15 protein-coding genes are annotated in these 12,815 nt (G+C 55.5%); 9 read left to right on the top strand and 6 right to left on the bottom strand.

The annotated features are described in order from the left end of the window. The first annotated feature begins 74 nt into the window (after positions 1-74). The gene (locus Yoon_RS06910) at positions 75-1,181 is read left to right on the top strand and encodes a TauD/TfdA family dioxygenase (RefSeq protein ID WP_238111378.1); all 1,107 of its coding nucleotides are present in this window, start codon (positions 75-77) and stop codon (positions 1,179-1,181) included. A 45-nt stretch (positions 1,182-1,226) separates the two neighbouring features. Here Yoon_RS06910 and Yoon_RS06905 read toward each other — a convergent pair whose 3' ends face one another. Further along, positions 1,227-1,688: an Lrp/AsnC family transcriptional regulator gene (locus tag Yoon_RS06905; RefSeq protein WP_238111377.1), complete on the bottom strand. Its 462-nt coding sequence runs from the start codon at positions 1,686-1,688 to the stop codon at positions 1,227-1,229. A 135-nt stretch (positions 1,689-1,823) separates the two neighbouring features. Here Yoon_RS06905 and cysG point away from each other — a divergent pair, with 135 nt between their 5' ends. The 6 genes from cysG to Yoon_RS06875 all read left to right on the top strand — a co-directional run bounded on the left by cysG (position 1,824) and on the right by Yoon_RS06875 (position 7,218). Further along, complete coding sequence (gene cysG, locus Yoon_RS06900) at positions 1,824-3,215, top strand: siroheme synthase CysG (protein WP_238111376.1); 1,392 nt, start codon at positions 1,824-1,826, stop codon at positions 3,213-3,215. Continuing rightward, positions 3,215-3,514, top strand: coding sequence for a DUF2849 domain-containing protein (locus tag Yoon_RS06895; RefSeq protein WP_238111375.1), 300 nt, complete (start codon positions 3,215-3,217; stop codon positions 3,512-3,514). The genes cysG and Yoon_RS06895 overlap by 1 nt, the downstream gene beginning before the upstream one ends. A gap of 2 nt (positions 3,515-3,516) precedes the next feature. Next, entirely contained in the window at positions 3,517-5,187 is a 1,671-nt protein-coding gene (locus Yoon_RS06890; RefSeq protein ID WP_238111374.1) for a nitrite/sulfite reductase, read from the top strand. Beyond that, the gene (locus Yoon_RS06885; protein WP_238111372.1) at positions 5,177-5,896 is read left to right on the top strand and encodes a phosphoadenylyl-sulfate reductase; all 720 of its coding nucleotides are present in this window, start codon (positions 5,177-5,179) and stop codon (positions 5,894-5,896) included. Before Yoon_RS06890 ends, Yoon_RS06885 begins: the two co-directional genes overlap by 11 nt. Continuing rightward, positions 5,893-6,300 (top strand): DUF934 domain-containing protein, encoded by a 408-nt coding sequence (locus tag Yoon_RS06880; protein ID WP_238111370.1) that lies wholly within the window; start codon positions 5,893-5,895, stop codon positions 6,298-6,300. The genes Yoon_RS06885 and Yoon_RS06880 overlap by 4 nt, the downstream gene beginning before the upstream one ends. Positions 6,301-6,369: 69 nt before the next feature. Next, complete coding sequence (locus Yoon_RS06875) at positions 6,370-7,218, top strand: ferredoxin--NADP reductase (protein ID WP_238111369.1); 849 nt, start codon at positions 6,370-6,372, stop codon at positions 7,216-7,218. Positions 7,219-7,292: 74 nt separating this feature from the next. Here Yoon_RS06875 and Yoon_RS06870 read toward each other — a convergent pair whose 3' ends face one another. Next, complete coding sequence (locus tag Yoon_RS06870) at positions 7,293-8,054, bottom strand: hypothetical protein (protein WP_238111368.1); 762 nt, start codon at positions 8,052-8,054, stop codon at positions 7,293-7,295. A 190-nt stretch (positions 8,055-8,244) separates the two neighbouring features. Here Yoon_RS06870 and infC point away from each other — a divergent pair, with 190 nt between their 5' ends. Both infC and Yoon_RS06860 read left to right on the top strand, forming a co-directional pair. Beyond that, positions 8,245-8,790: a translation initiation factor IF-3 gene (gene infC / locus Yoon_RS06865; RefSeq protein ID WP_113776069.1), complete on the top strand. Its 546-nt coding sequence runs from the start codon at positions 8,245-8,247 to the stop codon at positions 8,788-8,790. A gap of 110 nt (positions 8,791-8,900) precedes the next feature. Then, complete coding sequence (locus Yoon_RS06860) at positions 8,901-9,872, top strand: hypothetical protein (RefSeq protein ID WP_238111367.1); 972 nt, start codon at positions 8,901-8,903, stop codon at positions 9,870-9,872. Here Yoon_RS06860 and Yoon_RS06855 read toward each other — a convergent pair. From Yoon_RS06855 to Yoon_RS06840, 4 genes are all read right to left on the bottom strand, one after another. Beyond that, positions 9,869-10,654: a xanthine dehydrogenase family protein subunit M gene (locus Yoon_RS06855; RefSeq protein WP_238111366.1), complete on the bottom strand. Its 786-nt coding sequence runs from the start codon at positions 10,652-10,654 to the stop codon at positions 9,869-9,871. The genes Yoon_RS06860 and Yoon_RS06855 overlap by 4 nt on opposite strands. Positions 10,655-10,663: 9 nt before the next feature. Beyond that, positions 10,664-11,149 (bottom strand): (2Fe-2S)-binding protein, encoded by a 486-nt coding sequence (locus tag Yoon_RS06850; RefSeq protein WP_238111365.1) that lies wholly within the window; start codon positions 11,147-11,149, stop codon positions 10,664-10,666. Positions 11,150-11,215: 66 nt separating this feature from the next. Continuing rightward, a complete protein-coding gene (locus Yoon_RS06845) occupies positions 11,216-12,190 on the bottom strand; it encodes an XdhC family protein (RefSeq protein ID WP_238111364.1) in 975 nt (324 codons plus the stop codon). Further along, complete coding sequence (locus Yoon_RS06840; RefSeq protein WP_238111362.1) at positions 12,187-12,657, bottom strand: DUF1203 domain-containing protein; 471 nt, start codon at positions 12,655-12,657, stop codon at positions 12,187-12,189. Before Yoon_RS06840 ends, Yoon_RS06845 begins: the two co-directional genes overlap by 4 nt. Positions 12,658-12,815 lie beyond the last annotated feature (158 nt).

Below are 12,815 nucleotides of genomic sequence, written 5' to 3'. Positions count from 1 at the left end.
ACAGGAGTGGTGGCCCCCGCCCTGCGGTTGATTGTGCACGTTCAATCAACTTTTCAAAATAGATAGGTACTTAGATGACCATACAATCACTTTCGGCTGCGGCCGACGGGCTTTACGTCGCGTGGAGCGACGGGAACACCACGACCTACCCGACAATTTGGCTACGCGATAACTGTCCGTCCGGGTTCCATCCGCAAACCCACGAGCGGGTCCTTGATTTGCTTGCACTCGATGTGTCCCCCATCCTGTCAGGCGCGCAATTGGGCGAAGGAAACGTCACCCTGCGCTATGCCGATGGCCACATCAGCAACATCCCCGTGAAACTGCTGCACGACCATCGTCCCGGACAGCGCGCGCATGACCCCGCAGCAATACAACCGCAGTTATGGCGCGCTGAAATGACCGCATCATCTTTGCCACGTCATGGGGCGGCTGAAATTCTTGCGCAAGATCAATCGCTCCAATCATGGATGCAAGAAACTGCCCGCTATGGCATCGCAATGATTGACCAGCTTGAAAACCGCACCAGCGCAGGCACGGATGTGGCCAAGCGGATTGGTTTTCTGCGCAAAACGAACTTTGGCACCACTTTTGAGGTGGTCAATAAACCCGATCCCAATAACCTCGCTTATACTTCTGTGGCGTTGCCCTTGCATACAGATTTGCCAAACCAAGAGGTCCCACCGGGCTATCAATTCCTGCATTGCCTCGCGAATGAGGCAACGGGCGGCGGTTCCATCTTTGCGGATGGGTTCGCGATGGCCGAAGATTTGCGGTCAGAAGACCCCGAAGCCTTTCAACTACTTTGTGACGTGCCTATTCCGTTTCGCTTTAGCGACCAAACCGCAGATATTCGCGTGTATGAACCCGTGATCACCTTGGACAATGCGGGTGCTGTAGTTGAAATCAGGTACAATGCGCATTTGGCCGGGGTCTTTGATATGCCCTCCGAGGTCATGGCCGACTACTATCGCGCCTACCGCGCCTTCATGGCCAAGACACGCGATCCTAAATACCGGCTCACGTTGCGCTTACAGGCTGGTGAAATGGTGGTGTTCGACAATCGCCGAGTCCTGCACGGCCGCGATGCGTTTGATCCTTCAACAGGGTTCCGGCACTTGCACGGGTGCTACGTAGACCGCGGCGAATTTACCTCGCGTCTGCGATTGCTTGCCACATAGCGACACATCTTTAGCGCCCTTCGACCACCCCGAGGGGCGCATCCGCTAAAGCGGCAGCGCCACTGTCGATTTGATCTCTTCCATCGACAAGAGCGCGGTGACGTTATGCACTTTCACCTCAGAAATTAGCGCCTGATAGAAAATATCGTAGGCACGGGCGTTTTTGACCCGGACTTTGAGGATGTAATCGATGTCGCCCGCCAGCCTGTGCGCTTCTTGCACTTCGGGGCGTGATTTCAACGCCTTGAGGAACTTCCCCTGCCAGTCCGCATCATGCTCGGATGTGCGGATCAAGACAAAGAAACAAGCCTCAAACCCCAGCGCTTCGGCATCCAGCATTACCGTTTGTTGGCCTATAATCCCCGCCTCACGCATTTTGCGAATGCGATTCCAAACGGGGGTCTTAGATGACCCAACATTCTTAGCGATTTCGTCCAATGACTGCGCTGCGTCGGCCTGTAAAGCCGCCAAAATTTTCCGATCTGTCGCATCAATCCGTACCGACATTCTTAATTCTCCGCATTCATAGGACGGGCGGTCCAAATTCGCGGGCAACCGGAACAACTTTCCTTAACTGCCCTGTAGGGGGCGTAAATAGCAGAACAATATTCTATATTAAACCCATCAAATCAGAGGTTCGCTATGCAGCACTTTCCAATCTTCCTTGCCGTCGCCGGCCAAACCATTGTCCTTTCGGGTGGTGGCGATGCGGCTATGGCAAAGCTGCGCCTTTTGTTTAAAACCGAAGCCAAGCTGGTCGTGATCACCCCGTCCCCCAACCCCGAGATCACCCGTTGGGCGGCACAAGGCAAACTGAGCTTGATCGCCCGCACAATGCAATCTGGTGACGCCGTAGGGGCTGCCCTGTTTTATGGCGCGAACGAAGATGATGCTGAGGACGCCCGTGTCGCAGCGATCGCCACCACCGAAGGGGCGCTGGTCAATATTGTCGATAACCTTGCTGACAGCCAGTTCATCACCCCTGCTATCGTTGACCGTGATCCAGTTACCGTCGCCATTGGCACCGAAGGGGCCGCCCCTGTGCTGGCCCGCGCGATCAAAGCGGATCTTGAAACACGTCTCCCGCAGTCACTTGGCACCCTCGCCCGCATCGGCAAGACCTTCCGTCACGCAGTAGATGTACTGCCTTTGGGGCGCAAGCGCCGTGACTTTTGGGCGTCGTTCTATTTTGGTAGCGGGCCAAAGGCGCTTGAAGAAAACGGCGCAGCTGCAATCATTCCAACCTTAGAAACGCTGCTAGACCAGCAAATCATGGCCTCTGACGTTGCGGGTCATGTTGACCTTGTCGGCGCAGGCCCCGGTGATCCAGAACTGCTAACGCTGAAAGCGCGCAATGCCATTGATAAAGCCGATGTCGTCATCCACGACCGTTTGGTCACATCTGAAATTCTTGAACTCGCACGCCGCGAAGCGATCATCATTGATGCGGGCAAAGAAGGTTTCGGCCCGTCTATGGACCAAAGCCATATCGATGCGCTGATCGTAGAACATGCGCAAAACGGTCACCAAGTTGTACGCCTTAAGGCAGGTGACCCCACCGTGTTTGGCCGTCTTGACGAAGAAATCGCCGCACTTGAAACCGCTGATATCAGTTATAGCATCATTCCGGGGATCACGGCGGCCTCGGCTGCCGTGGCGAGCATCGGTCAAAGCCTGACAAAACGCGGCCGCAATTCGGCTGTGCGACTGATCACCGGTCATGACACCAAAGGCTATGCAGATCACGATTGGGCTGCGCTAGCCGCACCCGGCGAAGTCGCTGCCATCTATATGGGCAAGAAATCAGCACGCTTTATTCAAGGTCGCCTGTTGATGCATGGCGCGGACATAGCAACCCCCGTGACGATCATCGAAAACGTCAGCCGCACCGACCAACGGATCATCGCCACCACATTGGGCGCGCTTGAACCTACCATGTCTAACGCCAATCTGACTGGCCCCGCCATCACGTTTTACGGTCTCGCTCCACGCGATGCCGCAACCCAATCGCTGAGCCTCAAGGAGTTCGCATAATGCCCCGTGCTTTTACCCCCAAAGTCATCACCGCCAACGCGCTGATCGCAGGTGACGCCGTCTGGTTCACCGCCGACAACCGCTGGAGCCCAAGCATCAGCGAGGCCGAGTTTATCACCGACGAAGCCCACGCTGATCTGCGCCTGCTCGAAGCGCAAGCCCGCCAAGATGAAATCGCAGGCGCCTATTTGGCCGATGCCAAGGACGGGCCAAACGGCCCCGAAGCCACCCACTTTCGTGAAGAATTCCGCACCCGCGGCCCTTCAAACTATGCCCACGGCAAACAGGTAGAGCTTTAATCATGTATGCATATAACGACTTCGACGAAGCTTTTGTCCGCGAGCGCGTTGCGCAATTCCGTGGCCAAGTTGAACGCCGGATCGACGGATCACTGACCGAAGATGAATTCAAACCTTTGCGTTTGATGAATGGTCTGTATCTGCAATTACACGCCTATATGCTGCGCGTGGCGGTGCCTTATGGCACGCTCAACCCGACGCAGATGCGCCAGCTAGCTTATATTGCGGACCGCTGGGACAAAGGGTACGGCCATTTCACCACGCGCCAAAACATCCAGTACAATTGGCCAAAATTGGACGATGTGCCTGATATGCTCGAAGCATTGGCAGATGTTGAAATGCACGCGCTGCAAACCTCGGGCAACACGATCCGCAACGTGACTGCAGATCATTTTGCAGGCGCCGCTGCTGATGAAATCGAAGACCCACGCCCAGTAGCCGAATTGCTGCGTCAGTGGTCCACCGACCATCCAGAATTCCAGTTCTTGCCACGCAAGTTCAAAATCGCCGTCAGCGGTGCCAAACATGACCGCGCGGTGACCCGTGCGCATGATATCGGTGTGCGCATGGTGCATAATGAAGCGGGCGAAGCGGGTTATGAAATTATCGTCGGTGGTGGGCTGGGCCGCACGCCGATGGTCGGTAAAGTCCTGCGCGCCTTCTTGCCACGCGAAGACCTGCTTGCCTATTGCGAGGCCGTCGTCAGCGTCTACAATCTGCTCGGGCGTCGCGACAATAAATACAAAGCCCGCATCAAAATCACCGTGCATGAGAATGGCCTTGAGAAGATGCAAGAGCTAGTCGAAGCCCGTTTCGAAGATATCCGCAAAGGCTTTAGCGGCTTTGACCAAGAGCTGCTCAAGCAGATCGAGACCGCATTTGCGCCACCTGCATATGTGTCAAAATCATCAGCGAACTATGAGGCCGCGCGCCTAGCCAATCCCGCATTCCGGTCATGGTCCGACACCAATATCGCGGCACATAAGGCACCGGGTTATGCGATCGTATCGATCAGCATCAAGAAGCATGGGCAAACCCCTGGCGATGCAACATCGCACCAGATGCGCGTTATGGCGGACTTGGCCGAAAAATACGGGCATAATGAACTGCGGGTCAGCCACGAGCAAAACGTGATCCTGCCGCATGTGCATCAAGCTGATTTGCCAGCGGTTTACGCCGCATTGCGCGAAGCGGATTTGGCGACAGCCAACATTGGCTTGGTCAGCGACATCATCGCCTGCCCCGGTATGGATTATTGCGCACTTGCGACTGCACGTTCGATCCCCATTGCCCAAGACATCGCGACCCGGTTTGACGAGCTCAAGATCGAACATGAAATCGGCGAACTGAAGATCAAGATCTCAGGCTGCATCAATGCCTGCGGGCACCACCATGTTGGGCATATTGGGATTTTGGGCTTGGACCGTGCTGGCGTGGAAAACTACCAAATCACGTTGGGCGGTGACGGCACCGAAACCACAACTATCGGCACACGTGCTGGCCCGGGCTTTAGCGCGGATGACATCGTACCGGCGATTGAACGGCTTGTGACCGGTTATCTTGACCTGCGCGAAAACGCGGATGAGACCTTCTTGCAAGCCTACCGTCGCCTTGGGATGGAACCCTTTAAGGCGATCCTTTATCCAGCCGAGGACAAAGCAAATGCCGCTTAAGGAATTCGCCGAACGTCGGAACCTGCTGCACCGCGATAGTGACGCACAAACAGTGCTGCGCCATGCGTTGGACGATGTGCAATTGGGCAAGGTCGCGATGGTGTCATCCTTTGGCGCCGAAAGCATTGTATTGTTGCACATGATCGCGCAGATCAATCCGGCTACCACCGTGATTTTTCTGGACACCGAAATGCTGTTCCCAGAAACGCTGCAATATCAAAAAGATGTCGCGGAAAAACTTGGCCTGACAGATGTGCGTATCATCACCCCTGCGCGTGACGCGGTTCTGATTGAAGATGTCGATGGGTTGCTGCATCAGGCCGATACAGACGCGTGTTGTGACTTACGCAAAACGCGTCCTTTGGCGGAAGCGTTGAAAGAATTTGACGGCTGGATTACCGGGCGCAAGCGTTATCAGAACGGCCAACGCGCAACGCTGCCGCTGTTTGAAAAAGACGCGGCCAAGATCAAGATCAACCCTTTGGCAAACTGGGGTCCCGAAGACCTTCGGGCCTATATGGACGACCACAACCTGCCCCGGCACCCGCTGGTTGCCCAAGGCTACCCATCGATTGGCTGCATGCCTTGCACCAGCCGGGTTAGCGCAGGCGAAGATCCACGCGCCGGACGCTGGCGTGACACTGAAAAAGAAGAATGCGGCATTCATTTTGAAAATGGTAAAATGATCCGCGGAGGAAAAGCAGCATGAGCGTGATTGTAACAGATAATGGGTTTGCTACTGACGATTGGACAGGTGGATTTATCGCGCGCGATGATGCCCCGGCCAATGGCGACTACTGCATTGATCTTGCATCAGATACCGCCCCCGAAACATTGGCACAGTTGACCAACGCACCGATGATCCGTATTGATTTTCCATCCTTCGCGGATGGTCGTGGCTTTACCTTAGCTGCAATGCTGCGCCGTGCAGGATATCAAGGGCGCTTGCGCGCCAAAGGCCACGTTATTGCCGACCAATACGCCATGGCGCGCCGGTCCGGTTTTGACGAGGTTGAAATTGACGACGCGCTAGCCACCCGCCAGCCAGAAGACCAATGGCTTTTCCGTGCGGATTGGCAAAATCACAACTATCAGGCTCGGATGCGCGGCTAAGCCCCTTCCCCTGATCCAAATCAACGACTACACCGGAGGGCGGCCCTATCAGGGTCGCCAATATTCATTATGACCGAGCAAAAACCCGTGACCGAAAATACAGCAAAAGCCGTGCCCGTCTTGCCTGATGCGCAGACAGTGACGGACGTCAAACACTATACCGATACTTTGTTTTCATTCCGCACCACCCGGCCCGCTTCGCTGCGTTTTCGGTCTGGTGAATTCGTGATGATCGGGTTGATGGGCGATCCCAACCCAGAAACAGGCAAACAACGCCCGTTGTTGCGCGCCTATTCCATTGCCTCCCCATCTTGGGACGAGGAAATGGAGTTCTACTCTATCAAAGTCCAAGACGGCCCGCTGACATCGAAGTTGCAGCACCTTAAGGTCGGCGATCAGATTATTTTGAAACCCAAACCTGTCGGCACATTGGTGCATGATGCGGTATTGCCCGGCAAGCGGATGTATTTCTTTGCCACAGGCACTGGATTTGCACCGTTTGCCAGCCTGTTGCGCGAACCACAAACCTATGAAGATTATGATGAAATCATCATGACCCATACCTGCCGCGAAGTGGCCGAACTGACCTATGGCCGCGATTTGATCGAAGGGTTGAAATCAGACGAGTTACTGAACGAAGTGATCGGCGACGGGTTCTGGAAGAAAATCAAATACTACCCAACCACGACACGGGAAGAGAGCCCCAAGATGGGCCGCATCACCACATTGATCGAAAACGGTGAACTCTTTGCCGATCTCGGTGTGCCTGCGCTTGATCCCGCCACGGACCGCGCGATGGTCTGTGGCTCGCTTGCATTTAACCTTGATATCAAAGCGCTGATGGAAAAAGCAGGTCTGAAAGAAGGCGCCAATTCTGAGCCAGGTGAGTTCGTCATCGAGAAAGCCTTTGTCGGCTAATGCCTTCACAAAGAATGAAAAAAGGGCCGCGTCAGAAATGACGCGGCCCTTTTTGATTGGTGGTGCTGTTAGGCTTACATGCCCAACATGCCCTTAAGCTGGTCAAGCGCTGCTTCCAGAAGCTCTGGGTTGTCCTTAGCGGCGTCCAGCGCAGTGGTGATGGTTGTCTTTTGGATAACGGACAGGTCGGACCCATCAACCAGTTCCATCACTTTATCCGCATCAAAGCCGTCTGTTGTCAGTAGGTCAGCAACGGATGCCTCTTCCATCGCCTCTTCGACAACTTCCTCTACTGCATCTACTGCAACCTCGGTGGCTTCAGCTTCAGCGGCTTCTGCTTCGGCAGCAGCGGCGGCTTCCAGTTCAGCGGCAGCAGCAGCGGCGGCTTCTGCCTCGGCAGCAGCGGCAGCTTCCAGTTCAGCGGCAGCAGCAGCGGCAGCTTCGGCTTCAGCAGCAGCGGCTTCTTCCAGTTCAGCGGCAGCAGCAGCAGCGGCTTCGGCTTCTTCAGCAGCGGCTTCTTCCAGTTCAGCGGCAGCAGCAGCGGCGGCTTCTGCCTCGGCAGCAGCGGCTTCTTCCAGTTCAGCGGCAGCAGCAGCAGCGGCTTCGGCTTCAGCAGCAGCGGCTTCTTCCAGTTCAGCGGCAGCAGCAGCGGCGGCTTCAGCTTCCGCAGCAGCGGCTTCTTCCAGTTCAGCGGCAGCAGCAGCGGCGGCTTCAGCTTGTGCGGTCGCGCCAGTCAAAACGCCGACGGCTTCTGCGGGTCCACGGCCATTGGCCGCGTATTGATAGCCAAAAAATCCAAGTACGGCCACGATGACCAAAATTGCAATCGCTCTCATTTTAATGTCCTTTCAGATCAAATTTGCGAACCTCGGGGGCCCTTAATGCGGATATGTCAGATGATACACACAAGGTGAAGCAAAAACAGGCCATAAACTATGGGATAGGCACAGTTTTGCGGGTTGAAGACCGCAGCGTCACAGTTTACTTTGCAGATCACCTAGACGGAACAATTAAAGGATAAAGACCATAGCACGCAGACCGCATAACGCCCCTCCACAACGTGACACCGGGCCACGGATCAACGACCGCATTCGCGCAAGCGAAATCCGCCTGATCGGCGCGGAGGGCGAAAACGTGGGCGTTGTTACCCCACAGCGCGCCATGGCGATGGCTGATGATGTTGGGCTCGACCTGGTGGAAATCTCGCCAAATGCGACACCACCAGTCTGCAAGATCATGGACTATGGCAAATTCAAATACGAGACTCAGAAGAAAGAAGCTGAGGCCCGTAAGAAGCAAAAGATCATCGAAATCAAAGAAGTGAAATTCCGTCCCAACACGGATAACAACGACTACGATGTGAAAATGCGGAACGTTTTCAAGTTCTTGGACAATGGCGACAAGGTGAAGATCACGCTGCGTTTTCGGGGCCGTGAAATGGCGCACCAAGAATTGGGTCGCAAGCTGCTTGAGCGCGTCGCAGAAGACACCAAAGACGCTGGCCGCGTTGAGAACTTTCCTAAGATGGAAGGTCGCCAAATGGTCATGCTGATCGGCCCATTGCCGAAGTAAGACTGCATTGGCAGCATTTAGATTGAAACGCGTGCTTTGCGAAAGGCGCGCGTTTTCTTATGTGCGTCCGCGCACTTGATCGCTTGTGGGCGCCATGCCTAAAATCGCGCATGTTCAGCTCTGCCTCCAAAGCCCAATCGCCGCGCGCGCAACGTCCTGCACCCCGCGTGCAAACCCATGCATTGGCACCAGCCGCCAATCAATCGCCACAGGTTCAGCAATTGGCAGCGTTGCAGACAATGGCAGATGATCACGTTGCTCAGCGCGTGAAAACCGTGCCGCAAGATTATGATAACGTCAGCGGCTCACCCGTCGGCATGGCCATTCGGTCGCGTCTTGGTGGCCCCCGCGAAACATGGACCGCAGACGCAATATTTAACGCGACGCAGGCCTGTTATGTTGAAAATCTTGTGCGTGGTCAGGCGCTTATGGCGCAGCTCCAGCAACGCAAGAATGATGAAACACCGGCGACAACAGGCGAAGATAACGCCGCACTATTTGATGAGAGTTATACCACACGTGTGATTCAGGACCAGCGCGGCGATCATCGCTACAGTATCGGTACAAAGGGCGGCGACAGCCACGAGACCGCTTATCAAAATGGCTACGATGTCGCGAACGCCTCTATCGAAACGGCCACGAACTATGCCGCCCGCGACCCAAACCGCGCCGCCGAAGGCCCACACTTAAACAACTCTGAAATCTTTTGGAACCAATGGGGAGCCGCCGTAGACGCCGATACACCCAAGAAATTCTTTGAATTTTCTAGTACGCATCGCGCGCGCAAGGCCGCCAAGAAACGGGCGCTAGGTACGATCACACGCATGGCCGTATCGAATTCAAGTACGATTTTGACAGTACAGCATATCCTGCCCGACAATGTGTCCTTCTCGCGCGAAGAAGCCGTGACCGAAACTTATGCGGCCGATACGGATGCGTTTGCCGCCCTTTTAGGCACCCCCAACGGGCGCGCGGTCGGGTATCTGCTGAAAGATCATTACCATGAGATGGATTTGAAAAGCTTCGGCGATGTCACAATCGACGGCGCGGCGACGTCGTTGACGTTTAACTTTTCCGACTAACCCGCCGCAACAACGGCACGTTTCGTCAATACAGCGACTAGATGCGCGCGGTAATCCGGGGTGCCGTGGATATCATCCATCATATCTTCTGCCGGGACCGTTAGCCCGTCTAATGCCTGCGCCGAAAACGCTTGCGAAAGTGCCCCTTCGGCGTCGGTCCAGCGAAACACCCCTTCCTCTGACGCCCCGGTCACGGCGACCCGCACACCATCTGCAAACCGCGCGACAAAGACACCCACAAGCGCAAAGCGCGATGCGGGCTGTGCGAATTTCGCGTAATGCGCGGCCTGTGGCAACGGAAAGCGGACTTCGGTGATAATTTCGCCCTCATCAAGCGCGGTTTCAAACATCCCGACGAAATAGTCATCCGCCGCAATCGTGCGCGCGTTGGTCACGATGGTCGCGCCGGACGCGAGTGCAGCCGCCGGGTAGCAGGCTGCGGGGTCATTATTGGCAAGCGACCCGCCGATTGTGCCGCGGTTACGCACCGCTGGATCACCGATATCCGCCGCGAGCGCGGCAAGTGCCGGATATTGCGCTGTTTGCTTGGCCAGATTGGCATGGGTTACGCCCGCACCAACACAAAGCTGCCCATCACGCACCGCGATTGATTGCAGTTCTTTAATTCCTGTCAAGCTGACCAGCACTTCGGGCATGGCCAACCGCGCCTTCAGCGTCGGAATCAACGTCTGCCCCCCTGCAAGCGGTTGCGCCTCTTCGTTTTCAAGCGCCTCAACTGCGGCGGCGATCGTCAAAGGCGATGTGATTTCAAATGGATACATTCTGTGCCCCTATTCTGCCGCGATCAGCGAAACGTCTTGGCCAGAGGCCGCAAATACCGCTCTGACGATATTGTGGTAGCCCGTGCAGCGACAAAAATTGCCTTCAAGATAGTTGCGAATTTGGTCTTCGGTCGGTTTTGGATTGTCTTGCAACAAAGCAGCCGTCGCCATGATCATCCCTGGCGTACAAAAGCCGCATTGCAACCCGTGGTGCGTCTGGAAAGCCTGCTGGATTGCATTCAATTGGCCATCCGCCATGGCTTGGCCTTCGATAGTTGCAACCTCTGCATCCTGTGCTTCGCGCGCGAACATCGTGCAAGACTTCACCGCAAGCCCATTCACATGCACCAAACAGGCACCGCATTGCGATGTATCGCAGCCAACATGGGTGCCTGTCAGACGCAAATCATCGCGCAGAAAGTCAACGAGCAATGTCTGGTCCGCAACATCGCCGGTCATGGCTGTGCCATTCACGACCATAGAGATTTGTGTCATCGTTTCCTCCGTCACGGAACTGCCTTCGATATGCGGCATGGTAGGCCTGCCGCCCTAGGTAAGCAATCAGTCAGATTTGCGCAGTATTTGGGTGACCTGGGCCATGATACTGACCGCAATTTCAGCCGGTTGCCGCCCGCCCAGATCAAGCCCGACAGGCCCATGGATACGCGCAATTTGCACCTCTGAAAAGCCGGCTTCAAGCAACCGCACCACGCGTTTTGCATGGGTCCGTTTTGATCCAAGGCTGCCAATATAAAACGCATCGCTATCAAGCGCGGTGATTAAGGCAGGGTCGTCTAGCTTTGGGTCATGTGACAAAGTCACGACCGCAGTGCGCCGATCCAGATTTAATGCACGCAAAGCGGCGTCGGGCCAATCGTCAATCAGCGTGGTTTCTGGGAACCGTTTATCGGTGGCAAAAGCCGCGCGTGGGTCAACGACGATCGGTTGGTAACCGCAGCTGCGCGCCATTGCGGCAAGCGGCTGCGCGATATGCACCGCCCCCACAATCACCAGACGCAGTGGCGGGTTATGGATGGCAACAAATGTCCGCCCGTCCTCTTCCATGCCCGACCGATCAAGCCTGAACCGATCTGCATAATGTGGCAGGCCGACTAACCTTGGCCCCGGCGTTTCAAGGTCTGTCACATAGGCGACAGGCTCGGATTCGTTGCGCAATGTGACCAAACGCTCAAGCAAATCAATCGGCAGCGCCGTACCGACAGGTTCAACCAAAACGCGGATTTCACCGCCGCAGGCCAGCCCGACGGCAAAAGCATCATCATCGCTGACCCCGAACGTCAGCACCCGGGGTTGCCCGTCGATGATCGCCTCTTGGCTTTCGAGAATGACCGCGCCTTCAACGCAGCCTCCCGAAACGGAACCTTCCATCGCGCCGTCCGCATCGATCACCAATTGGCTGCCAACCGGGCGCGGTGCCGATCCCCATGTCTGTACGACCGTCGCAATTGCCACCCCACGACCGGCGCGGTGCCATGCAAGCGCAAGTTTTGGCAAATCAGTTATCGTCTGTGTCATATGCCCCGGATGATCCTTGTTAAGAAACAGTTGTTTGAGGCCGAGCGGATATCAACAAATGCGACCTCGGGACGATCAAACAAGTCTTTGGCATATTGTGCAACTGCCGAAGCTTTGGTGATCTGCCCGGTGCCATAGATAATACGGTGATCCGCACAATATCCTTTCAACAAAAACTGGGAAGAATTGCGCAAGATTGGAGGCGTCATGTTGCCCGAGAACGGTGTGCAATCATCTGCGCAAAGAAATATCGGACCCGTTTCTGCATAGGGATGTAGATTCGGAAACGGGCGCGCTGCGCAAATCAACATTTCCGCCCCTTTGGGCACATTGTTCAAGCAACAGCGACAAGGCGTGCCGGATCCCGCGGAAATCACCCTCTCGGGCGCGTGCCCATAGGCATCAGCACCACCTGCACGCAGGTTCGCAACCGTCTTTTCATCGTAGGATTGATAAGCAATCGTCATTGGCATTTCCTTTTTCATTGTCAGAAATACATTCGTTCACAATGGGATAGCGAGCGACCCGAATGTTGCGGGTTTTTGAAACGTGCGCATCCTAGTGACGAAACGTCACAAAAATAGATGTATCTGCCGCTTGCCCGGTCAATTATGCGTGGGGTGCC

The organism is Yoonia sp. I 8.24, assembly GCF_022096995.1.
Lineage (GTDB): Bacteria > Pseudomonadota > Alphaproteobacteria > Rhodobacterales > Rhodobacteraceae > Yoonia.
Note: the sequence above shows the minus strand (reverse complement) of the source record. Positions and strands in the feature narration are given on the sequence as shown.

Bases quoted from the DNA above. Each gene is read 5' to 3' on its own strand.
- Yoon_RS06870 (WP_238111368.1), bottom strand. From the start codon at position 8,054: ATGAGAGCGATTGCAATTTTGGTCATCGTGGCCGTACTTGGATTTTTT.
- Yoon_RS06885 (WP_238111372.1), top strand. From the start codon at position 5,177: ATGCCGCTTAAGGAATTCGCCGAACGTCGGAACCTGCTGCACCGCGAT.
- Yoon_RS06895 (WP_238111375.1), top strand. From the start codon at position 3,215: ATGCCCCGTGCTTTTACCCCCAAAGTCATCACCGCCAACGCGCTGATC.
- Yoon_RS06845 (WP_238111364.1), bottom strand. From the start codon at position 12,190: ATGACACAGACGATAACTGATTTGCCAAAACTTGCGCTTGCATGGCAC.
- Yoon_RS06850 (WP_238111365.1), bottom strand. From the start codon at position 11,149: ATGACACAAATCTCTATGGTCGTGAATGGCACAGCCATGACCGGCGAT.
- Yoon_RS06840 (WP_238111362.1), bottom strand. From the start codon at position 12,657: ATGACGATTGCTTATCAATCCTACGATGAAAAGACGGTTGCGAACCTG.
- Yoon_RS06860 (WP_238111367.1), top strand. From the start codon at position 8,901: ATGTTCAGCTCTGCCTCCAAAGCCCAATCGCCGCGCGCGCAACGTCCT.
- Yoon_RS06890 (WP_238111374.1), top strand. From the start codon at position 3,517: ATGTATGCATATAACGACTTCGACGAAGCTTTTGTCCGCGAGCGCGTT.
- Yoon_RS06880 (WP_238111370.1), top strand. From the start codon at position 5,893: ATGAGCGTGATTGTAACAGATAATGGGTTTGCTACTGACGATTGGACA.
- Yoon_RS06855 (WP_238111366.1), bottom strand. From the start codon at position 10,654: ATGTATCCATTTGAAATCACATCGCCTTTGACGATCGCCGCCGCAGTT.
- cysG (WP_238111376.1), top strand. From the start codon at position 1,824: ATGCAGCACTTTCCAATCTTCCTTGCCGTCGCCGGCCAAACCATTGTC.
- Yoon_RS06910 (WP_238111378.1), top strand. From the start codon at position 75: ATGACCATACAATCACTTTCGGCTGCGGCCGACGGGCTTTACGTCGCG.
- Yoon_RS06905 (WP_238111377.1), bottom strand. From the start codon at position 1,688: ATGTCGGTACGGATTGATGCGACAGATCGGAAAATTTTGGCGGCTTTA.
- Yoon_RS06875 (WP_238111369.1), top strand. From the start codon at position 6,370: ATGACCGAGCAAAAACCCGTGACCGAAAATACAGCAAAAGCCGTGCCC.